At 70.5% G+C, this 26,745-nt stretch carries 21 protein-coding genes; 10 read left to right on the forward strand and 11 right to left on the reverse strand.

Annotation, left to right across the window (positions count from 1 at the left end):
• Window positions 1-188 precede the first annotated feature (188 nt).
• Together N4G66_RS13465 and N4G66_RS13470 are read right to left on the reverse strand one after the other, a co-directional pair.
• On the reverse strand, window positions 189-1,700 hold the full coding sequence (locus N4G66_RS13465; RefSeq protein ID WP_261704303.1) for a cellulose binding domain-containing protein: 1,512 nt from the start codon (window positions 1,698-1,700) through the stop codon (window positions 189-191).
• A 478-nt stretch (window positions 1,701-2,178) separates the two neighbouring features.
• On the reverse strand, window positions 2,179-3,501 hold the full coding sequence (locus tag N4G66_RS13470) for a radical SAM protein (protein ID WP_261704304.1): 1,323 nt from the start codon (window positions 3,499-3,501) through the stop codon (window positions 2,179-2,181).
• Between the two features lie 163 nt (window positions 3,502-3,664).
• Between N4G66_RS13470 and N4G66_RS13475 the strand changes: the two genes are divergently transcribed.
• Window positions 3,665-4,546 (forward strand): alpha/beta fold hydrolase, encoded by an 882-nt coding sequence (locus N4G66_RS13475; RefSeq protein WP_261704305.1) that lies wholly within the window; start codon window positions 3,665-3,667, stop codon window positions 4,544-4,546.
• Window positions 4,547-5,063: 517 nt separating this feature from the next.
• Here N4G66_RS13475 and N4G66_RS13480 read toward each other — a convergent pair.
• The gene (locus tag N4G66_RS13480) at window positions 5,064-6,071 is read right to left on the reverse strand and encodes a hydroxyacid dehydrogenase (protein ID WP_261704306.1); all 1,008 of its coding nucleotides are present in this window, start codon (window positions 6,069-6,071) and stop codon (window positions 5,064-5,066) included.
• A 177-nt stretch (window positions 6,072-6,248) separates the two neighbouring features.
• Between N4G66_RS13480 and N4G66_RS13485 the strand changes: the two genes are divergently transcribed.
• The 6 genes from N4G66_RS13485 (at window position 6,249) to N4G66_RS13510 (ending at window position 15,264) form a co-directional block, all read left to right on the forward strand.
• Window positions 6,249-7,499, forward strand: coding sequence for an FAD-binding protein (locus N4G66_RS13485; protein WP_261704307.1), 1,251 nt, complete (start codon window positions 6,249-6,251; stop codon window positions 7,497-7,499).
• Between the two features lie 188 nt (window positions 7,500-7,687).
• Entirely contained in the window at window positions 7,688-8,935 is a 1,248-nt protein-coding gene (locus tag N4G66_RS13490) for an ROK family transcriptional regulator (protein WP_261704308.1), read from the forward strand.
• A gap of 250 nt (window positions 8,936-9,185) precedes the next feature.
• The gene (locus tag N4G66_RS13495; protein WP_261704309.1) at window positions 9,186-10,448 is read left to right on the forward strand and encodes an ABC transporter substrate-binding protein; all 1,263 of its coding nucleotides are present in this window, start codon (window positions 9,186-9,188) and stop codon (window positions 10,446-10,448) included.
• A 20-nt stretch (window positions 10,449-10,468) separates the two neighbouring features.
• Window positions 10,469-11,434 (forward strand): carbohydrate ABC transporter permease, encoded by a 966-nt coding sequence (locus N4G66_RS13500; RefSeq protein ID WP_261704310.1) that lies wholly within the window; start codon window positions 10,469-10,471, stop codon window positions 11,432-11,434.
• A gap of 8 nt (window positions 11,435-11,442) precedes the next feature.
• Window positions 11,443-12,321 (forward strand): carbohydrate ABC transporter permease, encoded by an 879-nt coding sequence (locus tag N4G66_RS13505; protein ID WP_261704456.1) that lies wholly within the window; start codon window positions 11,443-11,445, stop codon window positions 12,319-12,321.
• A gap of 12 nt (window positions 12,322-12,333) precedes the next feature.
• Complete coding sequence (locus N4G66_RS13510; protein WP_261704311.1) at window positions 12,334-15,264, forward strand: glycoside hydrolase family 2 TIM barrel-domain containing protein; 2,931 nt, start codon at window positions 12,334-12,336, stop codon at window positions 15,262-15,264.
• 105 nt (window positions 15,265-15,369) lie between these two features.
• Here the strand turns inward: N4G66_RS13510 and N4G66_RS13515 are convergent, their stop codons facing one another.
• Window positions 15,370-16,080 (reverse strand): hypothetical protein, encoded by a 711-nt coding sequence (locus N4G66_RS13515; RefSeq protein WP_261704312.1) that lies wholly within the window; start codon window positions 16,078-16,080, stop codon window positions 15,370-15,372.
• A complete protein-coding gene (locus N4G66_RS13520) occupies window positions 16,077-17,786 on the reverse strand; it encodes a PHP domain-containing protein (RefSeq protein ID WP_261704313.1) in 1,710 nt (569 codons plus the stop codon). Before N4G66_RS13520 ends, N4G66_RS13515 begins: the two co-directional genes overlap by 4 nt.
• Window positions 17,787-18,033: 247 nt before the next feature.
• On the opposite strand from N4G66_RS13520, the gene N4G66_RS13525 reads away from it, so the two are divergent.
• Window positions 18,034-18,621, forward strand: coding sequence for a TetR/AcrR family transcriptional regulator (locus N4G66_RS13525; protein WP_261704314.1), 588 nt, complete (start codon window positions 18,034-18,036; stop codon window positions 18,619-18,621).
• Window positions 18,622-18,631: 10 nt separating this feature from the next.
• Here N4G66_RS13525 and N4G66_RS13530 read toward each other — a convergent pair whose 3' ends face one another.
• Window positions 18,632-19,102 (reverse strand): Lrp/AsnC family transcriptional regulator, encoded by a 471-nt coding sequence (locus tag N4G66_RS13530; RefSeq protein WP_261704315.1) that lies wholly within the window; start codon window positions 19,100-19,102, stop codon window positions 18,632-18,634.
• A 141-nt stretch (window positions 19,103-19,243) separates the two neighbouring features.
• On the opposite strand from N4G66_RS13530, the gene N4G66_RS13535 reads away from it, so the two are divergent.
• Window positions 19,244-19,645: a hypothetical protein gene (locus N4G66_RS13535; protein WP_261704316.1), complete on the forward strand. Its 402-nt coding sequence runs from the start codon at window positions 19,244-19,246 to the stop codon at window positions 19,643-19,645.
• A 151-nt stretch (window positions 19,646-19,796) separates the two neighbouring features.
• Here the strand turns inward: N4G66_RS13535 and N4G66_RS13540 are convergent, their stop codons facing one another.
• The 5 genes from N4G66_RS13540 to N4G66_RS13560 all read right to left on the reverse strand — a co-directional run bounded on the left by N4G66_RS13540 (window position 19,797) and on the right by N4G66_RS13560 (window position 24,844).
• On the reverse strand, window positions 19,797-20,405 hold the full coding sequence (locus tag N4G66_RS13540; RefSeq protein ID WP_261704317.1) for a DJ-1/PfpI family protein: 609 nt from the start codon (window positions 20,403-20,405) through the stop codon (window positions 19,797-19,799).
• 114 nt (window positions 20,406-20,519) lie between these two features.
• Window positions 20,520-20,915: a DUF6416 domain-containing protein gene (locus tag N4G66_RS13545; protein WP_261704318.1), complete on the reverse strand. Its 396-nt coding sequence runs from the start codon at window positions 20,913-20,915 to the stop codon at window positions 20,520-20,522.
• An 83-nt stretch (window positions 20,916-20,998) separates the two neighbouring features.
• Window positions 20,999-21,739 (reverse strand): rhomboid family intramembrane serine protease, encoded by a 741-nt coding sequence (locus tag N4G66_RS13550; protein WP_261704319.1) that lies wholly within the window; start codon window positions 21,737-21,739, stop codon window positions 20,999-21,001.
• A gap of 48 nt (window positions 21,740-21,787) precedes the next feature.
• The gene (locus tag N4G66_RS13555; RefSeq protein ID WP_261704320.1) at window positions 21,788-23,614 is read right to left on the reverse strand and encodes a DUF2264 domain-containing protein; all 1,827 of its coding nucleotides are present in this window, start codon (window positions 23,612-23,614) and stop codon (window positions 21,788-21,790) included.
• Window positions 23,615-23,755: 141 nt separating this feature from the next.
• Window positions 23,756-24,844, reverse strand: a complete 1,089-nt coding sequence (locus N4G66_RS13560; protein WP_261704321.1) for a rhamnogalacturonan acetylesterase — start codon at window positions 24,842-24,844, stop codon at window positions 23,756-23,758.
• Window positions 24,845-25,060: 216 nt separating this feature from the next.
• Here N4G66_RS13560 and N4G66_RS13565 point away from each other — a divergent pair, with 216 nt between their 5' ends.
• Window positions 25,061-26,737 (forward strand): rhamnogalacturonan lyase B N-terminal domain-containing protein, encoded by a 1,677-nt coding sequence (locus N4G66_RS13565; protein WP_261704322.1) that lies wholly within the window; start codon window positions 25,061-25,063, stop codon window positions 26,735-26,737.
• Window positions 26,738-26,745 lie beyond the last annotated feature (8 nt).

The raw sequence follows: 26,745 nt of genomic DNA on the forward strand, positions 1-26,745 counted from the left end.
CCTCGACGAACCGGACCGTCACGCTGCGCCGCTGCCCGGAACCGCTGACGTATTCGAGGAGCTGGAGCGCGGAAAGGCCGTGCGGCGCGGCGGACACACCCGTACGCGGCGCGGGGCGCCGTCAGTTCGACGGCGGCCCGGTCGTCGGCGCCCACGGCCCGTACCCAGGAACGCGGACGGCCGGTGGTTCAGTGAGCGGTCGTACAGCGTCCGCCGTTGAGGGTGAAGGCGTCGGGGGCCGCGTTCGTGTCGTGCCAGGTGCCGAGGAAGCCGACGGCGAAGGAACCGCCCGCCGCGACCGACTTGTTGTAGTCGGCGGCGGTCGCGGTCACGTGGGAGCCGTTCTGGGAGACCGTGCCGTCCCACATCTGCGTGACCCGCTGGCCGTCGTCGAAGGTCCAGGCGATCTGCCAGGAGTCGAGGGCCACGGCGGACGTGACGGTGACGGTGGCCTGGAAACCGTCCGTCCACTCGTCGACGAGGTGGTACTTCACCTCGCAGGACGCGGGGCTCTTCGTGGAGCCCGCGGGTTTCGTGGAGCTCTTGGAGCCCGGAGTGCTGCTGGGGGTGCGGGCCGAGGCCGACGCCGTGCCCTGGGGTTCGGGGTCGGGTTTCGAGCCCGCGTCGGCGCTGGGGTCCGCGGGCTCGGGCGAGACGAGCGAGCCCTCGACGCGGGTGGTCGCCGGCGGGGACGGCACACCCGATTCGGCCACCGGCTGACGGTCGGCCGAGTCGCCGCGCGCGACGGCGCCGCCGCCGTCGTTCCCGGCTCCGAAGGGCATCAGGGAGACCGTGAGCGCGAGGCCGGAGACGATGACGGCGGCGACCAGCAGTCCGGTGCGGCCGACCCTGGGCGCGGCCTCCTTGGCCTGGGCGATGCCGGTGTCCACCGCCGCGTCCGTGCGCCCGCCCGCCAGCCCCGCTTCGGCGGCGCGGCGCCTGCGTTCCAGATAGGCGAGGCCGCCCCAGCCGATCACCCCGCCCGCGAGCGCCGCGGGCAGTCCGCCGCCGTGCAGCCGCAGACAGGCGGCGGCCTCCGCGCACTCCACACAGCGGGAGAGGTGCTGCGAGAGGTCCTCGGGAGTCTCGGCGCCCGGCGAGCGGGTGACCGCGTCGAGAAGCCGGGCATAGCTGCGGCAGTTCGCGTCCATCGGCGTGTCGAGGTGGTTGCGATGGCACCGGTCCCTGAACAGCGCCCGCACCTGGCCGAGTTCCTCGGCGGCCGCCACCGGGTCGAGACCGAGCCGCCGGGCCACCGCGGGCAGCGGGAGCGCCTCCACCTCGACCAGCCACAGCAGTGCCGCGTCGGGTTCCTGAAGGTCCCTCAAGCCCCGCAGCGCGATCGGGCGGTGCAGCGGAGGTCCGGTGTAGCGGGCGGCCTTCTCGGAGTTGAGCCACAGCCTGAGGTCGGGGTCCAGCCGATGGCCCTGGCCGTGCGCCTCCCAGGCCGCGACGGTGGTCCGAACCGAGTTCAGCAGCAAGGGAATCCGGGGCAGCCGGGGGGTTCTGCGGCCGGTGTTCTTCGTGCGCGCCATGACCGAGCGCGCCTCATGGATGCCATGGGTGAACGCCTCGGTGGCCAGCTGCGTGGCCGCGGCGGAGCCGGCTGTGCACAGATCGGCGTACGACAGGACCGCGTCCCAGCATTCCGAGAACAGAGCGGCCTCGGCGGCATCCTGGGGGGTCGGCAGGTCTGGCATGGGGGGGCTCCTGCATCCACTGCTTCCATGTGCAACGTCACACAACGCCCAACTCGGCTTTTTTCAGCGGGAGTTGGGGACCGTCTCAACAACGGGCCAGAGCCTTTCACGGTTTCGACACAACTGACAAGCGACGTAGTCACATCATGCGGTCGCGCGATCACGGGGTGGACCGACCGGCTCCGGTCGCCCGAGTGTCGTACGGGACGCGGGCCGGAGGGGACCGATCGCTTCAACTTTCACAGAACCCACCACTCCCCAGTCCCCCACCACTCCCCCGTCCCCGCCCTGCCCCACCGCCCCACCGTCCGTCATGACGCCCCCGTCCCGCGCGACGCGGTGCGGTGCGGTGCGGTGCGACGCGGTGCGGTGCGGTGCGACGCGGTGCGGTGCGACGCGGTGCGGTGCGGTGCGACGCGTACGGCCCGGACGTTCGCATGACGTCCGAGCCGTACGGGGTGCGCCCTCGGGGCGCGGATCACACCTGGGAGGCCGGCTCCTGCGCGGGCAGGCTGTCCATGAAGGAGCTGACGGAGAAGACCGCTCGGCCCGGACCGGGTTCTCCGTATCCGGGCGGCGACTTGAGCCCGAAGTCGTCCATCGTGGCGCGGTAGGCCTCCAGCAGCCGGATGTGGTACTCCAGCGGCGCGCCCTGCGGGTTGGCCTTGCCCAGCGGGGTGGTCGGCTCGGGGCACCAGGTGGTGAAGCGGGGCGTGATGCCGTGCGACATGAAGAACCGCAGCCCCTCGGTCGTCGACGCGATGGCCTCGTCGACGGTGGTGAAGCCGAAGGGCTCGGCCATCTCCACGCCCGCGACGAAGTTGGGGATCACATTGCGCGCGCCGAAGATCTCGGCGGAGTCCAGGATGCGCTTGTGCCACTCGTCCCTGCCGACGTAGCGCTCCTTGCCGGGGCAGTAGAGCTCGAACAGCCGGCGGTCCCACACCTCGTAGTTGGGGTGGTAGATCTGCACGCCGTAGTCCTTGAACCGCTGCACGTCGTCGCGCGGCAGCGCCTGGGCCACCACCTTGCCGATCCACCGCCCCGGGAACCGCTCCTCGATGGCCTTGGCGTAGTGCCCGTAGAAGTCGGCCTCGTCGCGCCCGGCGACCGTCTTGGTGATCGCGCCGCCGGTGAGGGTGTAGGCCGTCGACGCCTTCGCGGTGTCGTAACGGTCGATGATCTCCAGCGCTTCGAGGACCTCCTCGACGTCCTTCACGCCGGTGTACGGGCGGCCGGCAGCCTTGTGCTGGCGCCAGTTGTGGTTGATGTCGCAGTACTGGCACTCCTCCTTGGCGCCGAAGTACTGGCAGACGCGGAAGACGGTGAGGTAGATGAGGTACCCCCACTGGATCGTCGGGGCCACCTCCATCACGGACTTCCCGTTCGAGAGGGTGTGCCGGTAGTACTCGGGCATCGGCGGCACCCCGACGTCGGAGATCCGCTTCCCGTCGAGGTAGAGCCCGAGGACGCCCTCGTCGTCGGCGGCGAGGCGGTACGGCGAGGTGGGATTGACGCGCACGGACACGACGGTGCGCCGCAGGTCGTAGGGGCCGCCGGTGAGGATGATCTCCTCGGGCGGGCGCCGGAGCGCGGCCTCGCCGAGCTCGGGCAGGGTGCCGTGGTCGAAGGAGAAGATGAAGTACGACTTCGGCTTGACCTCGCCGCCCTCGTTGTCGCTGAGGGCCGACGCGTCGAAGGCCACGCCCCCGCGGAGCAGGTCCTCCTTGATGACGGCTTCCCGCGGTACGTGCGGGAACCGCTCCATCAGATCCTCGATCAGCGCGGTGCGGCTGCCCATCCCGATCTCCTCGCTCCCGATCTGCTTCGTCTGTCGTGTTCGACTCCTCACGGTATGCCCCCGCCCGGACATCGGCCGTGCCGGGTCCCTCGCGCCGCGCGACGCCACCGGAGCACCGGAAGTCGTTTGCCGCCCGCCGAGCGCCGGTGCGAGAGTCGTCGCCATGCCTGCCTTCACCGCGTACGACGGGACCGAGCTGACCTTCGACACCTTCGGGGACGGCTCACCGGTGGTGTGTCTGCCCGGCGGACCGATGCAGGACTGCGGGTATCTCGGGGATCTGGGCGGGCTGTCCGCGCACCGGCGGCTGATCATGCTGGACCTGCGCGGAACCGGCCGGTCCGCGGTCCCGGACGACCCCTCCTCGTACCGCTGCGACCGGCTGGTCGACGACGTCGAGGCGCTGCGCGAGCACCTCGGCCTCGACCGGATGGACCTGCTCGCGCACTCCGGCGGGACGAATCTGGCGCTGCTCTACGCGCAACGCCATCCGGAGCGCGTCGCGCGGCTCGCGCTGATCACCCCGAGTGTCTACGCGGTCGGGATCGAGATCGCTCCCGAGGACAGGCGGGCGGCTGCGCTGCTGCGCCGGGACGAGCCGTGGTTCCCGGAGGCGTTCGCGGCACTGGAGGCGATCGTCGCCGGAAACGGGGACGCCGACGCGTTCCGGGCCATCGCCCCCTTCTGGTACGGCCGTTGGGACGAGGCCGCGCGGGCGCACCGGGACGCCGAGGACGACCACAAGAACCACGAGGCCGCGGCCCGCTACGCCGACGGCGCCTTCGCCCCGGACGCCACCCGGGCGGCGCTCGCCCACCTGGGGTCTTCGGTGCTGGTGCTCGCCGGGGAGGTCGACCTGAACTCCCCGCCCCCCGCGATGGCCCGGGTCGCCGCCCTGTTCCCGGCCGCCGAGCTGGTCGTCCAGCCCGGCGCCGGACACTTCCCGTGGCTCGACGACCCGGAACGGTTCGTGACGACGACAGCAGCGTTCCTTGCCCGGCCGGCCGGGCAGCTTCCCACCGACGAGACGCCACCCACCGGGTGACGCGTACCGGGTGGGACGGGGGCGGACCCGCCGGGTCGCACCTGCCGGGTCAGGCATGTCGAATCGGATGTGGCGCATCGGACGTGGCGCATCGGACGTGGCTATCAGGCCCGCCGGTCAGGCATGGCAGGTCAGGCCTGACCGGGGCAGGCCACCGGGTCGCACCTGCCTGATCAGGCCCGTCGAGTCGGGCGTGACGCATCGGGCGTGCTTCAGGCCCGCCAACCAGATGTGACAGGTCAAGCCCGCCGGTCAGACCCACCAGCCAGGCGTGACAGGTCGAGCCCGCCGGATCAGGCGTGGCGGGTCGGGCGTGGCGGATCAGGCGTCCGTGAACTCTCGCGCGCCTTCGCCCGCGGGCGGCCAGATCATGCGCCCCGCTCAAGGGCCTGACTCTGGCGCCCGCCCTCAGGGGCCCAGCTGAGGCGCCCGCTCCCAGGCACCTCCGCTCAAGGGCTCAGGCGCCCCCGCCCTCGGGGCTCGGGTGGCCCGTTCGGGCGTCGCTCGGGCGTCGCGCTCAAGCGGCCCGCTCCAGAGCCTCTCGGTCGATCCGGAACTCAAGGTCTCTCCTCGACAGCAGGCGTTCCGCCTCATGCAGCACGGTCAGGCCGAGCCGGGCGACCTCGTTGCCCTGGGAACCGGCCAGGTGGGGTGTGACGTAGGCGTTCGGGAGGTCGAAGAGCGGGGAGTCCGCGGGCAGCGGCTCGGGGTCCGTGACGTCGAGGATCGCGCTGATCCGCTCGGCGCGCAGCGCCTCGACGAGGGCGTCGTGGTCGACCAGGGAGCCTCGTGCGGTGTTGATGAGGACCGATCCCGCGGGCATCAGGGCGAGTTCGCGGCGGCCGATCAGATGCCGGGTCTCCGGGGTCTGCGGGGCGTGGATCGTGACGATGTCGCTGCCGGCGAGCAGGGCGTCGAGCGGCAGCAGGGGGACGCCCAGGGCGTCGGCCCCGGCCTCGTCGACGTAGGGATCGGCGAGGCTCACCGGCAGGTCGAAGGGCCGGAGCAGTTCGACGAGGCGCCTGCCGATGCGGGAGGCGCCCACGATGCCGACGCGGCGGCCGAAGTTGCCGATGCCGGGAAGGATCTCTCCGTAGGGAAAGGTCCGGTCGGTGCGCAGGCGTTCCCGGTGCGCGAAGACGTCCTTGCCCGCGAGCAGGATCATGGCGAGCGTGTACTCGGCGACGGGCAGCGCGTTCGCGGCGGCGGCCGACGACACGACGATCCCGCGCTCCCACATCGCCGGCGTGGCGAAACCCTTGACGGAGCCGGCGGCGTGCAGCACGGCCCGCAGCTTCGGGGCCGCGTCGAGCATGCCCGCGTCGAGTACGGGACACCCCCAGCCGGTGATCAGGATTTCGGTGTCGGCGAGGCGGGCCCGTACCCGCGGATCGGTGAAGTCGCCTGCCACCGAGGAGAGTTCGATGTCCACCAGCTCGCGCAGCCGGGCGAGTACGTCCGGAGGGAAGATCCGCGTCACGTTCTCGGCGGTCATGGCGAACATCGCCACAGGACGCTCGGGCAAGGAGATGGCCTTCCGGTTCGGTGAGGTCGACGACAGCAACCGCTCTCTACGTTAGGTCGCGCCACGTGAGAGGGTCAACGGGCGGATCTGCCGACTCGGCGGACCGGCGGGGTACGTTCCCCGGGTGGTCATCGCACGGGCCACGTACAGCGAACTTCCCGGGGAGGGACGACAGGGATGACTCGGACCCTGACCAACTGGGCCGGCAACATCACGTACGCGGCCAAGGAGCTGCACCGGCCCTCCTCGCTCGACGCGCTGCGCGCGCTGGTCGCGGACAGCTCCCGGGTACGGGTGCTGGGCAGCGGCCACTCGTTCAACGAGATCGCCGAACCGGGCGCCGACGGTGTCCTGCTGTCGCTGACCGCGCTGCCGCCCGGGGTGGACGTCGACACGGCCGCCCGTACGGTACGGGTCTCGGGCGGCGTCCGGTACGCCGAGCTCGCGCGACGGGTGCACGAGCACGGGTTCGCGCTGCACAACATGGCCTCCCTCCCGCACATCTCCGTGGCGGGCTCGGTCGCCACCGGCACCCATGGGTCCGGGGTCACGAACGGGTCGCTCGCCTCCGCCGTGCGCGAGGTCGAGCTGATCACGGCGGACGGTTCGTCCCTGACGATCGGCCGGGGCGACGAACGCTTCGGCGGTGCCGTGACCTCGCTGGGCGCGCTCGGTGTGGTCACCGCGCTCACCCTCGACCTGGAGCCGGACTTCGAGGTGAGCCAGCATGTGTTCACCGAACTCCCCTTGGAGGATCTGGACTTCGAGACGGTCGCGGCGTCGGCGTACAGCGTGAGCCTGTTCACCGACTGGGGGCACCCCGGCTTCCGGCAGGTGTGGCTCAAGCGGCGCACGGACCAGCCGCTGCCCGACTTCCCGTGGGCGGCGCCCGCGACAAAGGCCATGCACCCGGTGCCGGGCATGCCCGCCCGCAACTGCACCGAGCAGTTGGGTGTCCCGGGGCCCTGGCACGAGCGACTGCCGCACTTCCGGGCCGAGTTCACGCCGAGCAGCGGGGCCGAGTTGCAGTCCGAGTATCTGCTGGCGCGTTCGGACGCCCCGGCCGCGCTGGACGCCCTGGACGCGATCCGTGGGACGATCGCGCCGCTGCTGCAGATCTGCGAGGTTCGGACCGTGGCCGCCGACGACCAGTGGCTGAGTCCGGCGTACGGCCGGGACACCGTGGCTCTGCACTTCACCTGGGTCGAGGAAACGGAGGCCGTGCTGCCGGTGGTGCGGCGGGTCGAGCGGGCGCTGGAGCCGTTCGAGCCGCGGCCGCACTGGGGCAAGGTGTTCACCGTGCCGCCGGCGGTGTTGCGCGAACGGTATCCGCGGCTGGGCGAGTTCAAGGCACTGGTCGAGGAGCTCGACCCGGCGGGCACGTTCACCAACGCCTTCGTGGGGGACTTCCTCCAGCCCCTTTCCTAACCCCTTGTCGAAAGTCCCCGGCAGGCCATAGCCTTGCGCAGCGCCGGGCCGACGGGCCTCGTCATGGCACGGAGGGACCGAGGGAAGCGATCGGTGCGGTGCCGCCCCGGGGCACCCCGGACCCCGGCCCGAAGATCTGGTCGGCCGACGCGCCCGGTACCCCGGTGCGCGGAAGCGAGGGGAGCCCCATGAAGCGCGGTACATCACGCGATATCCGCACCGCGAACCGTTACGAGGTGCTGCGCCAGATCATCGCCGAATCCCCCACCTCGCGGCAGGAGCTGGCGGCGGCGACCGGGCTCAGCCTGGCCACCGTCGCGACGCTGGTCGGTGAGCTGCTCGACCTCAGGATGCTGACCGAGGTCGGGTTCGAGGACTCCGCGGGCGGCCGGCCGCGGGGGCTGGTGGCGGTCAACGCGGCGGGGGGCGCCCTCATCGGCGTCGACATCGCGGAGACGTACGTCCGTGTCGAGCTGTTCGACCTGGCCCTGAACGTGCTCGCCCGTGCCGACGAGGACATGCGCCCCGGCGAGAGCCGTCCGGAGCAGGTCGTCGGGCATGTGGCTGCCGCCGTCGGCTCGGTGGTCGCGCAGGCCGGGGTGGAAGGTGCCCGGGTCCTGGGCGTGGGTGTCAGCGTCCCCGGACAGGTCGACCGCGACACCGGGGTCGCGGAGTACGCGCCCAACTGGGACTGGCACGACGTGCCGTTGCTCGATCTGCTCGCGGAGCACATCGCCTACCCCCTGCACCTCGACAACCCGCTGCGGGCCTGCGCCGTCGCCGAGTTGTGGTTCGGCGCTGCCCGCGGGCGCGGTGACGCCGTGGTGGTCAATCTGGGTACGGGCGTGGGCGCCGGTCTCGCGCTCGGCGGCGGACTGCACCGCGGCGTCAGCAACAGCGCCGGCGAGTGGGGCCACACCACCCTCGTGCTGGACGGCCGGCTGTGCCACTGCGGCAACCACGGCTGTGTGGAGACGTACGTCGGGGCACCCGGCATCATGCTGAATCTGCGGGAGTTGAGCCCAGGAAGCGCCCTGCTGCACCCGGAGGACCAGACCGCCACCATCGACGCCCTCGCGGCGGGCGTCGCCGCGCAGGACCCGGTCGCCCTCAAGGTCGTCCGGGACACCGCCCGTTACCTCGGCGCCGGGATCTCCGACCTGGTGAACCTGCTCAACCCCGAAGTGGTCGTGCTGAGCAGCTGGGTCGCCGCCACGCTCGGGGAACCGCTGCTGCGCGAGGTGCGCGAGGCCGTCGCCCGGCACGCGTTGCGGCGCCCGCTCGCGGCCACCGAGATCGTCCTCTCGCCCATTCCGACCGACCCGGTCTGCCTCGGTGCCGCGACGTTCGCCCTCGAAGGGGCACTGCAGTCGGTCGGCCAGCGGCCGGCCAAGCGGGCCACAGCCGCGAGGAGCCGCACCGCGCCTCCGGTGTGACGACGGCATCGGCACCATCGGCGCGGCCCGCTGCAAGTGGGGCCGCGCCGAAGCGAGTTGAGCCGAAGCGGTCCGTCGCGACGGTGGGCCGCGACCCGGCGCGTCCGGTATCCCGAACCCCCTACAACGCTTCACACCGACTTCGTCCAACCCCTTGCCGAAGCCTTAGCAGAAGGTTAACGTCCCGCACCGCACCGCGAATTCGAGCCGCAGCAAGCACTCAGACCGCAGACAAGACAAGGACGTCACCATGTCGGCATTGAGCAGCAACTGGGACCGTCGATCCGTACTCCGGGCCGCCGCCGGCCTCGCCGCCCTCGGGCCGCTGGCCGCGTGCGGCAGCAACAACGGGCGTTCCGGGGGAGGGAGTTCGGGCAAGGAGTTGGTCCAGTACTTCCACGCCTACGGGGAGGCGGGCACCGAGCAGGCCATCAAGAAGTACGCGAAGGCCTACGACAAGGCCCAGGTGACCACGCAGTGGATCACCGGCAGCGACTTCGAGAGCAAGCTGTTCGCCTCGCTGCTCACCAAGAACGCGCCCGACCTCTTCGAGTTCCACCCGCAGATCCAGCTCGTCAAGAGCGGCCAGGTGGCGGACCTGAGCGACATCATCGATCCGGTCAAGGACGACTTCAACCCGGCCGACATCGCCTCGCACACGGTCGACGGGAAGATATACGGCGTCCGGATGATCGACGACCCGCAGTTCTTCTTCTACCGGCCCTCCCTGCTGGAGAAGGCCGGGGTCAAGGTGCCGACCACCCTCGACGAACTCGTGGAGGCCGCCGCGAAGTTGACGACCGGCAAGGTCAAGGGCCTGTTCATCGGCAACGACCTGCACGCGGTCATCAACCCGCTGATCTGGTCGGCCGGCGCCGACACCCTCGATGCCAACAACCAGATCGCCTACCACACCGAGGGGGTCAAGGAGGGTCTGAAGAAGATGCGGGGGCTGTTCACCAGCGGCCATCTGCTCCTTGACGCCCCGGCCGACTACTGGGACCCGTCGGCGATCAACCAGGGGCTGTGCGCCATCCAGTTCTGCGGTATGTGGGCGATGCCGCAGATGCAGCAGGCGCTCGGCGACGACATCGGGGTCTTCGCCTTCCCGAAGGTCACCGACTCCGGCAAGCCCTCCGTCTACAACGGCGGCTGGTCGATGTTCGTCAATGCCAAGGGCAAGAACGTCGACCTGGCCAAGGAGTACGTGAAGTGGCTCTGGATCGACCAGAAGAAGTACCAGGAGGACTGGTCGCTGTCGTACGGCTTCCACATCCCGCCGCGTTCCTCGCTCGCCGCGTCCGCCACCAAGCTCAAGTCGGACCTGCCCGCCGAGGGCGTCAAACTCTTCGGTGAGTACGGGCACTTCGACAACATCGGCTGGACCCAGTCCATGATCACCGCACTTGAGGACGTCTTCGCCAACTGCGTCCGCAAGGACGGGGACCCGGAGGCCGCGCTCGACAAGGCCGACCAGACCGTCAATCGCGAGCTCAAGAAGCTCTTCGGATAGACCGACGGACGGGCCCCGACATGTCGACCACCACCTCTCGCGGTGTCTCGCACCCCGCCCCGGCCAAGGCCGCCTCGGCCCGGCCGCGGCGGGGGCTGCGAGGCGGCGCCACCTTCAACTTCTGGCTCTTCACCGGCCCCTTCCTCATCGGCCTGCTGGTCTTCGTGTACGTGCCGATCGGCTGGAGCCTGTGGCTGAGCTTCTTCGAGGCGCGCTTCACGGTCACCCCGGACAAGTTCGTCGGCTTCGACAACTACCGGCAGATGCTGGAGAACAGCAACTTCACCGGGTCGCTGGTGACGTTCACCGTCTTCGCCGCCTTCATCGTGCCGCTCACCTGGGCACTCTCGCTCGGCCTCGCTCTGCTGGTGAACCGGCTGCGGTTCATGCGGGCGTTCTTCCGCTCGGTGTTCTTCCTGCCGACCGCGTGCAGCTACGTCGCCGCCTCGCTGATCTGGAAGATGTCCATCTTCAGCGGGGTCCGCTTCGGTCTGATGAACACCGTCCTCGGCTGGTTCGGGGTCGAGAACATCGCCTGGCTGGCCAACCCGGATCCGCCCTGGTACTGGCTGGTCATCGTGAGTGCCCGGCTGTGGCTCCAGGCCGGCTTCTACATGATCCTCTTCCTGGCCGCCCTGCAGAACATCCCGCCCGAGCTGTACGAGGCCGCCGCGATCGACGGTGCCGGGCCGGGCTGGCAGACCTTCCGTCACATCACCCTGCCGCAGTTGCGCGCCACCTCGACGGCCGTGATCCTGCTGCTCCTCGTGGCCGCCTACCAGGCCTTCGACGAGTTCTTCAACCTGCTCTCGAAGACCACCTGGGGCCGTCCGCCGCTCGTCGAGCTGTACTACACGGCCCTGGGCCAGGCCCAGGACTACGGCGCGGGCAGCGCGGGCGCGGTCATCCTCACCCTGCTGATCTGCATGGTGACGCTGCTCCAGGGCAAGTTCATGGGATTCGGACGCGGGGAGGAGGCCGAGTGACCGCCGTCATGCCGGACCGCAAGGCCCACGCCGCCGCGCCGCGGAAGCGCCGTCGGGACCGGGGCGGTGTCCTCGGCAGCACCGGCCTGTACGTCGCCACCGGCGTCGCCGGTCTGCTGTTCCTCGTCCCCTTCTATCTGCTCGTGCGCAACTCCCTGTCGACCGACGCCGAAATCACCGGTGAGAACTGGCAGTTCTTCCCCACCGACCTCAAGTGGGGCAACATCGGCGAGCTGTTCGACGACCCGACCGTCCCCTTCGCGCGCTCCCTGTGGAACTCCGCCGTCGTCGGAGTGCTGCACACCCTCGGCACCCTGCTGGTCTGCTCGCTCGCCGGCTACGGCCTCGCGCGGATCCCGTACAAGCATGCTAACAAGGTCTTCTACGGGGTGCTGGTCACCCTGATGGTCCCCTCCGCCGTGACCTTCGTACCGAGCTTCGTGCTCGTCTCGTCGCTGGGCTGGGTGGACAGTCTTCGCGGACTCATCATTCCGGGGCTTTTCAGCGGTTTCACGTGCTTCCTCTTCCGGCAGTACTTCTTGGGGTTCCCGAAGGAGCTGGAGGAAGCGGCGCGCATGGACGGGCTCGGCTACTGGGGCGCGTACTGGCGCATCGTCGTGCCCAACTCGCTGAACTTCTTCGCCGCGATCGCGACCATCACGTTCATCAGCGGCTGGAACGCCTTCCTGTGGCCGCTGGTCATCGGCCAGAACCCCGACGCCTGGACGGTCCAGGTCGCCCTGTCCTCGTACATGACGAACCAGACCGTCAACTTCCATCTGATCTTCATGGCCACGGCCATTTCCATCCTGCCCCTGGTGTTCGTGTTCCTCTTCCTCCAGCGCTGGCTGGTCCAGGGAATCGCGCAGACCGGCATCAAGGGCTGAACGAGGAGACGCATGTCTTTCCGCACCTCTCCCGGACTACCGGCCTCTCCCACCACCACCGACTACGTCGAGGACGTCTCCCCCGGCGACGGCGCCCTCCCGCCACGCGCCTGGTACGCGGCCTCGGATGCCAGGTCCTTGTCCCTGAACGGCGGTTGGAGTTTCCGGCTCTCGCCCACCGCCGACGCCGAGGACGACTCCTTCGCGGCCGAGGGGTACGAGCCCGGGGGCTGGGCCGAGGTCCAGGTCCCCGGCCACTGGGTGCTGCAGGGTCATGGTTCGCCGATCTACACCAACCACCTGTACCCGTTCCCGGTCGACCCGCCGCGGGTGCCGACCGAGAACCCGACCGGTGACCACCTGCGCCGCTTCGACCTGCCGGCGGACTGGCCGGCGGACGGCGGCAGCGTCCTGCGCTTCGACGGGGTCGAGTCCTGTGCCCGGGTCTGGCTGAACGGCACGGACCTCGGCGAGTTCAAGGGCTCGCGGCTGCCGCACGAGTTCGCCGTGGGCCATCTGCTGAGGCCGGGCGGCAATGTGCTCGCGGTCCGGGTGCACCAGTGGTCGGCGGGCTCCTACCTGGAGGACCAGGACCAGTGGTGGCTGCCGGGCATCTTCCGTGACGTCACCCTGCTGCACCGCCCGGCGGGCAGCGCGCTCGACTTCTTCGTGCACGCCTCCTACGACCACCGCGAGGGCCTGGGGACCCTGCGCGTCGACTCCGACGTCGACGGGCGGGTCCTCGTGCCCGCCCTGGACATCGATGTCGTGACCGGCGCCCCGGTCACGGTGCCGGTGCTGCCGTGGACGGCCGAGACACCCCGGCTGTACGACGGCGAACTGGTCACCGAGGGCGAACGCGTCCCGCTGCGCGTCGGCTTCCGCAGTGTCACGCTCGAGGAAGGTCTGATCAAGGTCAACGGCGTGGCGGTCCTCTTCAAGGGCGTCAACCGGCACGAATGGCATCCGGAGAAGGGCCGCGCCCTCGATCCGGAGACCATGCTCGCGGACGTGCTGCTGATGAAGCGGCACAACATCAACGCCGTACGCACCTCGCACTACCCGCCGCACCCCGCCTTCCTCGACCTCTGCGACGAGTACGGCCTGTGGGTCATCGACGAATGCGACCTGGAGACCCACGGTTTCACCGAACAGGCCTGGCGCGACAACCCCGTCGACGACGACCGCTGGACACCCGCGCTGCTGGACCGGGCGGCGCGCATGGTCGAGCGCGACAAGAACCATCCCTCCGTCGTCCTCTGGTCCCTCGGCAACGAGGCCGGGACCGGACGCGGTCTCACCGCGATGGCCGAGTGGATCCGGGGCCGTGACGGCTCACGGCTCATCCACTACGAGGGAGACCTCGACTGCCGTGACACGGACGTCTATTCACGCATGTACGCCGACCACGCCGAGGTCGAGCGGATCGGCCGGCAACTGGACGGCGGCGGTCCCAGACGACGTCAGCTCCCCTTCATCCTCTGCGAATACGGACACGCCATGGGCAACGGGCCCGGCGGACTCGCGGACTACCAGCGCCTGTTCACCTCGTACGACCGTGTTCAGGGCGGCTTCGTCTGGGAGTGGATCGATCACGGCGTCAAGGACGAGCGGTACGGGTTCGCTTACGGCGGGGACTTCGGCGAGGAACTGCACGACGGGAACTTCGTCTGCGACGGACTTCTCTTCCCGGACCGGACGCCGTCCCCCGGACTCGTCGAGTACAAGAAGGTGATCGAGCCCGTCCGCATCGACGGTGGAGGCTCGTCCCTCTTGCCCGAGCGGGGGCGGGAACCGCTCGTGGGCTCGGACGGCACCGTGCGCGTCACCAACGGGTACGACTTCGCGGACCTTTCCGCGCTGGCCTTCGAGTGGTCGTACCAAGTGGACGGCGAGACCGTCGAGTCGGGCCCGCTCCCGGTGCCCGCGCTGGCGCCGGGCGCATCGGCCGACGTCAAGCTGCCGACGCCGACCGCGGACCCGAGGGGCGCCGAGACGCAGTGGACGGTCCGGGCGGTGCTGGCCGATCAGACGGCGTGGGGGCCGCGCGGACATGTCGTCGCGTGGACCCAACTGCCCGTCGTGGAAAGGGCGTTGCCGCGCTTCACGCCGTCCGGCGGTCCGGTGCGGGGCGAACGGGTCATCACCCTCGGGCCGGGCACCTTCGACGCCCGCACCGGTGCGCTGCTGAGCATCGGCGGGATCGAGGTCACCGGCCCGCGCCTCGACGTGTGGCGCGCCCCGACCGACAACGACAACGGCGCGCCCTGGCAGCCGGACGCCCGCTTCGGCCCGCTCTGGCGCACCTTGGGCCTGCATCGGATGCGGCACCGCCTGGACGGGGTGGAGCCGGGCGACGACGCCCTGACCGTACGCACCCGGGTGGCGCCCGCGGCCCGGGACGTCGGCCTGCGCACGGTGTACCGGTGGACCTCCGACGGCACACGGCTGCGGCTGACCGTGTCCGTGGCACCGGAGGGCCGGTGGAAGCTGCCGTTGCCGCGGCTCGGCGTCCGGCTCGGGCTCGCGGGCTCCGCCGACCGGGTGACCTGGTTCGGCGGCGGACCCGGCGAGGGATATCCGGACACCGGGTCAGCTTCCATGAACGGCCGTTGGGAGTCGACGGTGGACGCGATGCAGACGCCGTACGTGCGCCCGCAGGAGAACGGCGCCCGGCCCGACGTCCGCTGGGCCGAGATCGGCGGCCTGCGGATCGTGGGCGACCCGGCCTTCTGGTTCACGGCGCGCCGCTGGACGACCGAGATGCTGGACGCCGCGGACCATCTGACGGATCTGCGCCCCGGTGACACGGTCTGGGTCAATCTCGACCACGGCCAGCAGGGCATCGGGTCGCAGTCGTGCGGTCCCGGCGCGCTTCCCCGGTTCCAACTGAGGGCGGCCCCCGCGGAGTTCTCCTTCGTCTTCTCGGAGATCCAGGACTGACATCCGCGTACCGAGCGCGGCCGGACGGCTCCTCGGCCGTCCGGCCGCGAGGTCATGTGACCTCGCGGCCGGCCCGTCGTCCCGTCTCCGCGCCGGCCGTCGGGCTCAGTGGTCGGCGCAGCAGGGTGTCGGGTCCGGCACCTCGAAGGGGACCAGGGTGCCGCCCGCGGCCGGCATCGCCGCGAGGACCAGGCGACCCTCGCTCCACTGGGGACGTACGTGGTCGCGGGTGACCAACTGCCGCTCCGGATCCGTGCCTTCGGGCGAGCCGAGCACGGCGACCTGTTCCACCGCGGAGACTTCAAGCAGCCGTGCGACGGTCAGGACGCCGGTGAGCGCGTCCGCCCCCGGGTACAGGACGGCTCGGCCCCCCGAGCGCGCCGTGTGCTCGGCGGCGGCGTGGGCGGCACCGGCCGCGAGCTCGTCGGGCCCGTGCCGCTCATCACCGAACGCGACACCCAGGAGGGGAGCGGGGCCGGCGTCGGGAATGGTTCCCGCCCCGCCGCCCCCGCCCTCCCCCTCAATGGCAATGACACCGGCACCGGCACCGGCACCGGCACCGAGGATGGAGCGGGTGCCGGATCCGCCGGACCCGTTCTCCGTGAGCCGGCTCCAGGCCGCTCGGGCCGCGCGCTCCGACGGCACGGCGAAGGACAGCGCCGTGTGCGGCCGCCGTCCGTCCCGTACGTGATGCGTGCAGCCCAACACGTCGTCCCGCAGGCCGAGTTCGACGGCGAGCGCTCGCAGCAGGTGGTCGGCCTCCCGCAGGGCTCCCGTATGACCGGTGTCGACTGCGAGGACGTACCACTCGCTCACGACGGGAGGACCCACACCGGGTTGGAGTAGAACCACAGGTCCTTCCACGGGTCGGCGTCGCCGACGGCGTCCACGGCCGGACCCACCGGGTCGACCGCCGCACCCATCAGGCCGACGGCGGAACGGTTGCCGTCGGTGCCGCGCAGACGGACGTACACGGGGCGGTCGACGGCTCCGAGGTCGTAGGTGAGGCGGACCGTGCCGGCCGACTTGTTCACCTCGTAGGACTTGGCGACCCGCGCGGTGGGAGCGGTGAGCATGTCCCGGTCCGCGGCCGCGCCCGTCACATCGCCCTGGATGACGTCGACGCGCGCCAACTTCGGCAGGAAGCCTGCCCAGTTGGGACCGCCGGCCAGTCCCAGGTCGACGGTGAGCGTGACCCGGGTGCCCTTGCGTACGTGCAGCGCGCCGCCGAGGGTGGCCCAGCGTCCGCCGCCCGAGACCCGGGCGTCGAGACCGCTGAGGAGCTGCCCGTGGTCGACCCACACACGTCCGGCGCGGATGCCGTCCATCACGGCGGCGTACGAGAATCCGTCGGCGCCGACGTGCGTACGGCTGTACTGGCCGGGCCAGTAGTCGCCCTGCGTGAGGTCGATCCTGCCGCCGTAGACCGGGTCGGTGTGCCTGCCGTTGGCGGTGAAGTCGCTGTCCGGTCCGCCGCGGACGGCGGTGTCCGTGTAGACCTGGTGGGAGTCGGAGTTGGCGGTGATCCACCAGGGCTTGCCCTCGGCGAGGAGGCTGTCCCACAGTCCGCCGACGGTGGCGGTCATCCAGTCGAAGCCGCCCCAGGTGCGGTAGCTCTCCAGCGGGTACCCGGCGAAGGAGTTGGCGCTCGGGCTGTTGTCGTACAGACCGCGCGCCACGCCCATGCCGTACGTCTTCTCGATGCCGCCGCCCTGGTGGCCCGGCGCACCCTCGAAGCCGACGGCGATCTGGTGGGACGCGGGGGTCGCGTCACGCCAGGCGCGGATCTCGTGCGGGGAGTCGAGTCCTTTGCGGGCGGGGTGGTTGGCCAGCATCAGGATGTCCTTGACGCGGCGCCGCTGGACCTGCTCGGCAAGGAAGTTGAGGCCCGCGATGGCGAGCGCCTCGTTGGCGGGCGTCGAGTCGGAGGCGTTCTTGACGCTGCCGTCGTAGTCGGTCTCGAACTGCTTGAGGACCGCGACCTCGTTGCGGCCCGGATGGACGAAGACGGTGCCGTGCTCGGCGGCCGGGATGTTCCACTCCAGACCCTGGAAGACGAGGGTGTCCTCATAGGCGTCCCGGGCCTCCCGGATGTCCGGGTTGACCTTGTCCACGCCGATCTTGGCGTGCGTCTCGCTGCCGTGGTCGGTGATGACCATCCAGTCCAGGCCGTGCGCGGCACCCTGCCGGACCTGGTCGCCGACGCGGTACTTGCCGTCACTGCTGTACTGGGTGTGGATGTGGTGGTCGCCGGCCAGCCACAGGAAGCCGTTCCTCCGCCTGCCGCCCGTGGAGGCGTACGCGGGGGTGGCGGCCCCCTGCGCGAGGACGCCGCCGGCCGCGAGGCCCGCGCCGAGCAGTCCCGCGCGGCGCAGCAGCGAGCGGCGCGACTGCTGCTCGGGGGTGAGGGCCTCGTCGGGCACGGAGGTGTCGAAGGCGGCGGGCAGCGGGGCGCCCGTGTCCTCGTGGCCGTGCTGGTGGTGATGGTGATGCCCGTGCTCGTGTCCGTGCGTGTGCCCCATGACCGCCTCCTGAATCCCGCCCCGCCCCTGCGGGCGCGTCATGAGGACATTCGACGCGGAGCATGAACGGCGGGCGGCGCCCTCGTGTTCGCCGGGCGACCTGGATCGGTCAACTGCCCTTATCTAAAAGCCTGTTGGCATTCCGGATGTCCGTTGCGTCAGGACTTCCGTGGAGTTGGCGGTCCGCCGGCACTAGGGTTCCGCCTGGGTTCCCTAGGAAATACTCTGTGGCGAAAAGGTGGTCCTGATGGCTCGTGCCGGGCTCACGACCGAGCGGGTCGTGCTGGCCGCGGCCGATCTCGCGGACGAGATCGGCTTCGAGAACGTCACCGTGGCGGCGCTGGCCCGGCAGTTCGGGGTCAAGGACGCGAGCCTGTACGCGCATGTGAAGAACGTGCGGGAGCTGCGCGAGCGCATCGCACTGCTCGCGTCCGGCGAGATGATCGACCGGATCGCCGGCGCCGTGGCCGGACGGGCCGGCAAGGACGCGCTCGTCGCCTTCGCCGATGCCTATCGGGCGTACGCGCTGGAGCGGCCCGGTCGCTACCGGGCCACCCACACCCAGCTCGACCCGGCCCTCGTCGCCGGGACGACGATCTACCACCGCACCACCGAGGTCACCTACGGCATGCTCCGTGCCTACGGGCTGTCCGAGCCCGATCTGACCGACGCCGTACGTCTGTTGCGCAGCACCTTCCACGGCTACTGCAGCCTCGAGGCCATCGGCGGGTTCGGCGCCCCCCGTGACGTACGGACGTCGTGGCGGCACGCGCTGGACGCGCTGCACGTGGCCCTGGAGAACTGGCCCCGCGCCGAGGACGGGAACCAGGCCTGACCGACGCCCCTCACCCCGTGCCGATGGGCCCGAGGGGGCTGGTCACCGGATTGCTCAGATGCTGGTGGATCACCGAGCTGTGATGGTCGACGACCTCGGGTCTCTCGCTGAAGCGGTCCAGCAGGAAGGAATGCAGCTGGTCGACGTCCGGGACGGCGACATGGACGAGGAAGTCCTCGCCGCCCGCGACCACGAAGACCGACAGGACTTCGGGGAGACCGGCGGCGTACCGCTTGAAGCCCTCGATGACCTCGCGGCCGAGCGGCCGTACCCGCACGGACAGCAGAGCCTGGACGGGGCGGTTGAGGGCGCGCAGGTCGACGGCCGCGTGATAGCCGGTGATCACACCGCGGTTGCGCAGTGCCCGCACCCGTTCCAGGCAGGTCGACGGGGCGATGCCGAGCTTGCGGGCCAGTTCCCGGTTGGTCTGCCGAGCATCGCGCTGAAGGTGTTCCACGATCGCCGAATCAAGTTCATCCATGACCGCCACCCTTCCCAATCCACCGAATTGAATTCGACAGATCGTCCGACGATCACACCTTCTGCCTGCTACCCAGGCCATCACCCGAACCACGTTCCCGGTCTCGGCGTCATTGTCAGTCCTCGCCTGTACGGTCCGCCCATGACTGAGAGACCGACTGCGAACTGGCTTCACGGCAGAGCCAAGGAAGCGGAAGAGCTTGCCGCCGGCACCTTGGATCCCGAGTGCGCCTGCATGGCCGCGCTGTTCCCCGATGAACTGCTCAAGGCCACCGACGCGGTCCTCGACACCTTCGAAGGCGAGGTTCGCCGGCTTGGCGAGGCGGAAGACGAACAGGTCCTCGCCGTGGTGGAACGCGTCGTCCTGGCCCTCAACGCGGTGAACGACGCGCACGGCAGAGGGGCCTACGAAACCGGCGAGCGAGAGCAGCTGTGCGACTACATCGACCGGTCGCTCACCGAGCACGGCGTAGACATCGTGGCACTGACCGCCCGCCACGGACTGGGCCGGTACGAACTCACGGACGAGTGGCGGACCTGGTAGGACCGCTCATCGGTCGGCGGCCTTCAGGCGGCCCGGTGCTTCTCCGGGGTCGAGTCCGGTGGCGCCACCGGTCCGGAAGCCCTGTTGGAACAGCTCAGCCGTGCGCTGCTGCACCCTCTCACCTCGGACGAGCTGCTGGAACAGCGCGGCGTCAGTGCCGTACGGCCTCACCCGCGTGGACGGCGCGCAGGGCACGTTCGACGGTCTCCCGGTCTTCGCCGACCGGAGCCACGTAGCCGATGACATCGCGCGCGGCGTCCTCCCCGAGGATTCGGGTGATCACCCACGTGGCGAGATACTGCGAGGCCAGGCAGCCGCCCGCCGTGGCGATGTTCCCCTCGGCGTGGAACGGCGCGTCCAGCACGGTGACGTTGCGGGCTTCCACGAAGGGCCGGCTCATCATGTCCGTACAGGCGGGCATGCCATCCAGCAGTCCGAGCCGGGCAAGCACCAGCGCGCCGGAGCACTGCGCACCGATCAGCTGGCGCGAAGGGTCGAGCGGCAGCCTGGAGATCAACCCGTCGTCGGCGACCACCTCTCGCGCCTTCACCCCGCTGCCGATCAGCACGACGTCGGCCTCGGTCACGAACTCCATCGGGCGCTGTCCGGTCACCTCGACGCCGTTCATGGACGTCACCGTCGGCGTCGGCGTCGTGATGAAGGCCTCCAGACCGTCCTTTCGGCACCGGTTGATCAGCGCGGAGGCGATGAAGCTGTCGAGCTCGTTGAATCCGTCAAAGGTGACCACGGCTACCTGCATGGCATCTCCTCGAAAGGCACGGCACAGGAGCGCAGTCTCTCAGGGCGCTGCCCCCAGGTCACAGGCCAATCGGAAGACAGTGGCTCGTCCGGGCACAGGTCCGGTGCTCCGCTGTCACCGTGCGAGCCGAGCGGCCAGGAACACGGCCGCCACCGAGGGGCGGACCGCGTACGTCGCACCCGCACCCCCCTCAGGCGCCTCCCACCAGGAGAACGGATAACGTCGTCCACTGTTGCCGTGTGCCTTGCTCATCCCGGACAGCACGCCCGCAACACGGCGTGCCGGATCGACACCGTTCGGCCCGTCCAATGCCTTGTCCACGAGCTCTGTGCAGTGGATCTCCCGGCCGGGGTTCCGCAGCAGGTACTCGAGCACCTGTAGTGCCTGTGGCGCCAGCTCGGCAAGGAAGAACTCGGCGCGGGCGAGGTCCTCAGGCCCCCATTGCGGGCCGTGATGCCCCTCTGCGCCGGAGTGATCGACCCAGCGCGGATCGTCCTCGGTCAAATACACCGTCACGTGCCCTCTCTCATACCGGCTTCGAGCGCCCGTTGCGGCCCGCCGTCCAGCTCCCGCATCACCGCTCGGACGTCTCGCTAAAGCAGTCCCAGATCGCCCAGTTCCTTGTACAGGTCCGTGCGCGGGTTGTCGGCGCCTGCTGCAGGGGCACGGCGAGTGGTGATCCCCGTGCCGCCGTCGGAGTGGGTGGGTGGGAAGGTCCGTGGGTGGCGGTCCCGGAAGAGCCAGGCGCCGGCCAGACCGCCGATCAGGCCGCCGAGGTGTCCGAGCCAGCTCACCCCCGGCGTCCCGGGTACGGCGACAGTGAGGAGGTAGGCGAAGGAGGCCGCCATGACGACACCGATCAGGGTGTCGATCAGGTGCCGGTCGAAGATCCCGCGGACCACGACATAGCCGAAGTACCCGAAGATCAGGCCGCTGGCGCCCACCGTTTCCACACTGCCCCGTTCGAAGAACCACACCGCGAGCCCGCTGGTCACCGCCACGAGCAGGCTCAGCCCGAGAAAGCGGACCACGCCTCGGTAGGCGGCAAGGAATCCGAAGACGAACAGCGGTCCGGAGTTGCTCTCGATGTGCGCCCAACTCCAGTGCAGGAAGGGCGCGCTGAGGATGTCGGGCAGGGTGCCGAAGTCTCCGGACACCACCCCGTAGTCCCGCGAGAGGGCGTAGTGGTCCGTGTAGTTGGCCAGTTGCACCAGCCAGACGATCACGAGGAACCCGAACATCACGAAGAACGCCTTGCGCGCCTCCTCGATCATCTGCTCCGCGTCGACCGGGCCTCTGCCGCCCTGGACCCGACCCTGGTCCGACCCACCCATGGCACGTTCCCCCTCCCCCGGCGGATCGTTTCCGCCTCGCCCCGAACTCTAGGGAATCCCCGCGGTGCCGTTGCCGTCCAGGGCCCCGTCTTCCCTGCGTCGCTGTCGCGCCGTCACCGAGGGCTCCGAGGGCACACCGGCCCGGCCGGCAGAACCGTCGAAGCCATCAGAACCGTCGAGGCCGCCGGAACAGTCGAACCGGAAGCCCGCCGTTTCCCCCTGCGTCCAGGTCACCGTCAAGTCGTACGCCCCCGCTCTCCCGTCCCCGGGCGCCGTCACCCGTACGGACACCAGGTCCGTCAGCGGGAGGGGGTCCAGCTCGGAGGTCAGACGGACGAGGACCACGAAGAGGGAGGCGTCGTCGCCGGTGACGCCGTGCCCCGTTCCCGACAGGCCGTGCACGGGCAGGAGTTCGGAGCGCGTTCCGTCGCGCGCGGCCCAGCCCGTGACCCGTACCGGCGTCCCGGGGGCCGCACCCGACACCAGATGGGCCCGCACCTCCACGGCACCCCGCGCGACCACGAGGCAGGCCACGTCGATGCCCTCCGAGACGGTGTGCCGGGAGGCCGCCCAGCCCTCCCCGACGCCCAGCGGCTCGATCCCCGTACGGCTCGCGTCGGCACCGACGACCACACTGTTGTCGTACGAGGGCGAGGGCTCCGTCACCGTCGAATAGGCGAGCCGCGTGTAGTAGGGGTCGTAGCGGACGTCCTCGCTGCCGTGGTTGTGGAGACGGACCAAGCCGTCCGAACTCGTTGACTGGAGAAGCCAGTTGGGTGGTCCGACCGGGGTGACGGCGTCGGCGCGTTCCGCCGGGCCCGGTTCCTCCCGGGCCGTCCAGACCTCGTGCTCCGGGGGCAGCAGCAGACCGACGAAGGCCTTGCTCGCCCAGTACGGCGAGGCGGGGCCGGAGTAGTGCTGCAGGAACGCCTCGTCGGGGCCGCGCCAGCCGAGGGTGAGCAGGCCGTTGTCGTCGACCGCGCCCCGGTCGAGGAAGTAGCGCAGGGCGCCCGAGGCGAGGCGGCGGGTCTCACCCGGGGACAGGGGGGAGCGGCCGGTGAGCGCGCCGAGCCACAGCGGGGCGGTGGTCGCGAAGCGGTAGGTGAGAGAGCGGCCTTGGAGCATCGGCGCGCCGTCGCCGCCGAACAGGCGGGCGTAGTCCGCGAGATGGGCTTCCAGGCGGCCGGCGTACAGGTCGAGCAGCCGGGTGTCGCCCCCCAGCCACGCGTGCAGCACCGGATAGAGGTGCATCGCCCAGCCGTTGTAGTAGTCGAACTTGCGCCCGTGGCCGTCGCTGTACCAGCCGTCGCCGAGATACCACTGCTCGATGCGCTCCAGGCCGCGGTCGATCGCGGCGCGTGACGCCTCCGGCTCATATCCGATCTCCTGGAGGAAACCGCCGACCGTCACCGGGAACAACTCCCAGTTGCAGGGCCAGGGTTCGGCCGTCAGCGCGTCGCCGAGCCACTCTGCGGCCCGCTGCCGCACGGCGTCGTCCAGGCGGTCCCACAGCAGCGGCCGGGTCAGCCGCAGCGCGAGCGCGATCGACGCGGCCTCGACCAGCGGCTGACTGCGGTCCTCGACGCGGGGCCAGACGCCCGCCGTTCCTGCGGCCAGCCCCTCCGCGTACCGCTCCAGGACCTTCTCGTCGCGGCGGAAGCCGGCCAGCAGCAGCGTACGGGCGTAGCCCTCCAGGCCGTCGGAGAGCCTGCCGGACGTGCTCGTGCGGTGTCCGGGGAAGTGGTAGAGGGCCCCGTCGTCGGTGGCGTACGGCGCGACCGCGGCGAGCAAGGAATCGGCGACCGCTTCCCAATGGGCGCGCGTGCAGCCGGTGTACGGGCTCAGGGTGCGGTCCTCGGACGGGTCGGCGGGCATCGCATCGGCCTCCTGTCTGGGCTGTGCCGGCGTCCCGGCACGCCGGGCACCTCGTCATGCCGGAGCGTCCGGACGTCCGGGCGGCGTGGCCGGGGGTGGATACCTGGGGCGCCCCGGTTCCGGTCGGGACGCCCCAGGGACTCATCCCACCCTCACCAGAGCCTTCGGCACCAGATGCAGGGCGAGAAGTTCGTCGCGGACCAGTGCCGCGTACACCGTGGCGCCGTGCACCGAGGTGTGGGTGTTGTCCCGCTTCTCGTTGTAGAGGTAGATCGCCTTCGAGCCCTCGACGCCGAGTGATTCGACGAGGGCCTTGGTCTTCGCCGTGAGGTCGACGAGCGGCACGTTCTCCGCGGCGGCGACCGCGCGGATGACGGCCGGATGGTCCACACCCAGACCGTTCACCAGCAGCGCGGTGCCGTTGTTCAGGGTGCCGTCCGCGTTGAACCAGCGGCGGACGATCGGCGTGACGAGCACGGGCTCGCCGCCCCGGGCGCGGATGCCCGCGACCAGTGTCTCGAGGTTCGTACGGTAGGTCGCCTCGTCGGTCGTCTTGTCGTTGTGGGCGAGCTGGATGAGCACCAGGTCGTGCTCGCGGATCAGCGGCTGGACGGTCGGGAAGAGCGCCGGGTCGGCGAGGTAGGTGACCGTACTCTCCCCGGAATCCGCGTAGTTGGCGACGGAGAGGCCCTTCCTGAAGTACTGCGGCAGCTGCTGGCCCCAGCCGGAGTAGGGGTCGCCGGGCTGGTCGCAGACGGTCGAGTCGCCGACCAGGAAGATCTGCCGGGTGCGCGTGCGGCCGTCCCCCGGCCGGGCGGGGCCGAGGCCTCGGAGGGCGGCCGGGGTCACCCGGATGTCGGCCAGCGCGGGCGCCGAACCGCCGATGACGAGGTCCAGGCCCGGTGTGCCCTTGGGGCCGGTCGGCTCGCCCTCGGGGGTACGGACGTTCACGGTGAAGCCGCGCGCCACGAACCGGCCGGCCTCGGTGGCGGTCTCGGGCAGCAGGGAGCGGCGGGTCTCGCCGCTGATCGACGTACCGGCCGCGGCGGCGCCGCCGAGCAGCACCCTGACGTCGTACGTACCCGGCGGGACGTCGAAGTGGCAAGTGGTCGCCGTGCAGTTCTCCATGCCCAGGGCGGGCCGCCCCGCGCGGGCCTGGGCCGGGGCGGCCGACAGCGCACCGGCGGCGGCCACCGCCAGCAGCGGCACGGCGATGCTGAGACGTCTCATGTGCGACTCCTCACGACGACGGGGCGACAGGACGACGAGACCTGGCGGCAGGACGGTACCGCTCTCAGGCAAGCGCTTACTAGAGGGCGGCCGAATTTCATACAACTGCCAACTCCCAACGCGCGAAAGCCCTTTCGCGATGGCGGTTCGACTGTCACTCTGCGAAACATCCGCACCCCCACCCCACTACCTCCCCACCCCGAAGGAGGCACCCCCATGTCCGGATCCCTGAACAGGCCGGTCCGACGCCGCGCCTTCGTGCTCGGCGGCGCTGCCGTCGCCGGCACCGCGGCCCTCGGCGGGCCGCTCGCGACCGCCGCGTCCGCCGCGGCCTTCGGCTGGAGCGACGACGGCTCGAACTACGTCGTCGACACCGGCGCGAGCCTCGTCTTCAAGGTGAGCAGGACCAACGGCGACCTGACCTCGCTGGTCTACAAGGGCACCGAGTACCAGGGCTACGGCGGCAAGAACTCGCACGTCGAGTCCGGCCTCGGCACCTCCACCGTGACGATCACGCAGTCAGGTACGACGATCCTGATCGCCGTCGCCTACGGCACGCTCAAGCACTACTACGCGGCCCGCAGCGGCGAGAACAACATCTACCTGTGGACCAACAAGGCCGACGCCTCCGTCAGCGCCACCCGCTACATCGTGCGCGTCAAGGCGGGTCTGTTCCTCAACGACGAACCCGATTCCTACACTTACGCGCCGACCGTCATCGAGTCCGCGGACGTGTTCGCGAAGTCGGACGGCCAGACCCGCTCGAAGCACTACGCGAAGCGCCGCGTCATCGACTACTCCGCGACCGGCTGGACCACCGGAAGCGTCGGTCTGTACATCGTCCGCTCCAACCACGAGAAGGCGTCCGGCGGCCCGTTCTACCGCTCCCTGCTGCGCCACCAGAGCACGGACGGCGGCGGCCTGTACGAGATCCTGTACTACGGCGAGAACCAGACCGAGGCCGAACGCTTCGGCCTCCAGGGCCCGTACGTCATCGCCTTCACGGACGGCGGCACCCCCTCCTCCTCTCTCTATCCGGGCACCCTGACCACCGCGTGGGCGGACTCGCTCGGCATCTCCGGGTACGTCGCGGCGAGCGGCCGGGGCAAGGTCGCGGGCGTCGGCATCTCGGGGCGCGACACCGCGTACGCGTACACCGTCGGGCTCGCCAACCCGGCTGCACAGTACTGGGGTCCGGCACGGTCCTCGGACAGTTACTTCTCGATCGGAGGCGTCCTGCCGGGGACGTACACCCTCACGGTCTTCAAGGGCGAACTCGCCGTCCACACCGCCTCGGTGACGGTCACGGCCGGGGCCACGACCACTCTGAACACCATCGCCATCGCGTCCTCGAACGACCCGGCCAACGCGACCGCCATCTGGCGGATCGGCACGTGGGACGGTACGCCCGCCGGGTTCAAGAACGCCGACCTGATGACGTACGCGCATCCGTCCGATGTCCGGGCGGCCGCGTGGACCGGCAACGTGGTCATCGGCAGCGGCAGCGAGACCGCGTCCTTCCCGGCGTACATCTGGAAGGACGTCAACAGCGGCCTGCTGGTCTACTTCAAGCTGACGGCCGCGCAGGCCGCCGCCGCGCACACCCTGCGGATCGGGGTGACGACCGCGTACGCGAACGGCCGGCCGCAGATCACGGTGAACAGCTGGGTGTCGTCGATCCCTTCACCGCCCACCCAGCCGAGCACCCGTTCCCTGACGGTCGGTTCGTACCGCGGCAACAACAACACGTTCACGTACAGCGTCCCGGCCAGTGCCTGGCTCACCGACACCAGCCAGTACAACGTGCTGAAGATCGACGTGGTGAGCGGTTCGGGCACGACGTCGTATCTCAGTGCCGGCACGTCCATCGACGCGCTGGATCTGCTGGCCTGAAGCCGGTG

Source organism: Streptomyces rhizosphaerihabitans (genome assembly GCF_025399795.1).
Lineage (GTDB): Bacteria > Actinomycetota > Actinomycetes > Streptomycetales > Streptomycetaceae > Streptomyces > Streptomyces rhizosphaerihabitans.

Coding starts and splice junctions, on each gene's coding strand:
- N4G66_RS13465 (WP_261704303.1), bottom strand. CDS start 1,700: ATGCCAGACCTGCCGACCCCCCAGGATGCCGCCGAGGCCGCTCTGTTC.
- N4G66_RS13470 (WP_261704304.1), bottom strand. CDS start 3,501: ATGGGCAGCCGCACCGCGCTGATCGAGGATCTGATGGAGCGGTTCCCG.
- N4G66_RS13475 (WP_261704305.1), top strand. CDS start 3,665: ATGCCTGCCTTCACCGCGTACGACGGGACCGAGCTGACCTTCGACACC.
- N4G66_RS13485 (WP_261704307.1), top strand. CDS start 6,249: ATGACTCGGACCCTGACCAACTGGGCCGGCAACATCACGTACGCGGCC.
- N4G66_RS13490 (WP_261704308.1), top strand. CDS start 7,688: ATGAAGCGCGGTACATCACGCGATATCCGCACCGCGAACCGTTACGAG.
- N4G66_RS13495 (WP_261704309.1), top strand. CDS start 9,186: ATGTCGGCATTGAGCAGCAACTGGGACCGTCGATCCGTACTCCGGGCC.
- N4G66_RS13500 (WP_261704310.1), top strand. CDS start 10,469: ATGTCGACCACCACCTCTCGCGGTGTCTCGCACCCCGCCCCGGCCAAG.
- N4G66_RS13505 (WP_261704456.1), top strand. CDS start 11,443: ATGCCGGACCGCAAGGCCCACGCCGCCGCGCCGCGGAAGCGCCGTCGG.
- N4G66_RS13510 (WP_261704311.1), top strand. CDS start 12,334: ATGTCTTTCCGCACCTCTCCCGGACTACCGGCCTCTCCCACCACCACC.
- N4G66_RS13520 (WP_261704313.1), bottom strand. CDS start 17,786: ATGGGGCACACGCACGGACACGAGCACGGGCATCACCATCACCACCAG.
- N4G66_RS13525 (WP_261704314.1), top strand. CDS start 18,034: ATGGCTCGTGCCGGGCTCACGACCGAGCGGGTCGTGCTGGCCGCGGCC.
- N4G66_RS13530 (WP_261704315.1), bottom strand. CDS start 19,102: ATGGATGAACTTGATTCGGCGATCGTGGAACACCTTCAGCGCGATGCT.
- N4G66_RS13535 (WP_261704316.1), top strand. CDS start 19,244: ATGACTGAGAGACCGACTGCGAACTGGCTTCACGGCAGAGCCAAGGAA.
- N4G66_RS13540 (WP_261704317.1), bottom strand. CDS start 20,405: ATGCAGGTAGCCGTGGTCACCTTTGACGGATTCAACGAGCTCGACAGC.
- N4G66_RS13550 (WP_261704319.1), bottom strand. CDS start 21,739: ATGGGTGGGTCGGACCAGGGTCGGGTCCAGGGCGGCAGAGGCCCGGTC.
- N4G66_RS13555 (WP_261704320.1), bottom strand. CDS start 23,614: ATGCCCGCCGACCCGTCCGAGGACCGCACCCTGAGCCCGTACACCGGC.
- N4G66_RS13560 (WP_261704321.1), bottom strand. CDS start 24,844: ATGAGACGTCTCAGCATCGCCGTGCCGCTGCTGGCGGTGGCCGCCGCC.
- N4G66_RS13565 (WP_261704322.1), top strand. CDS start 25,061: ATGTCCGGATCCCTGAACAGGCCGGTCCGACGCCGCGCCTTCGTGCTC.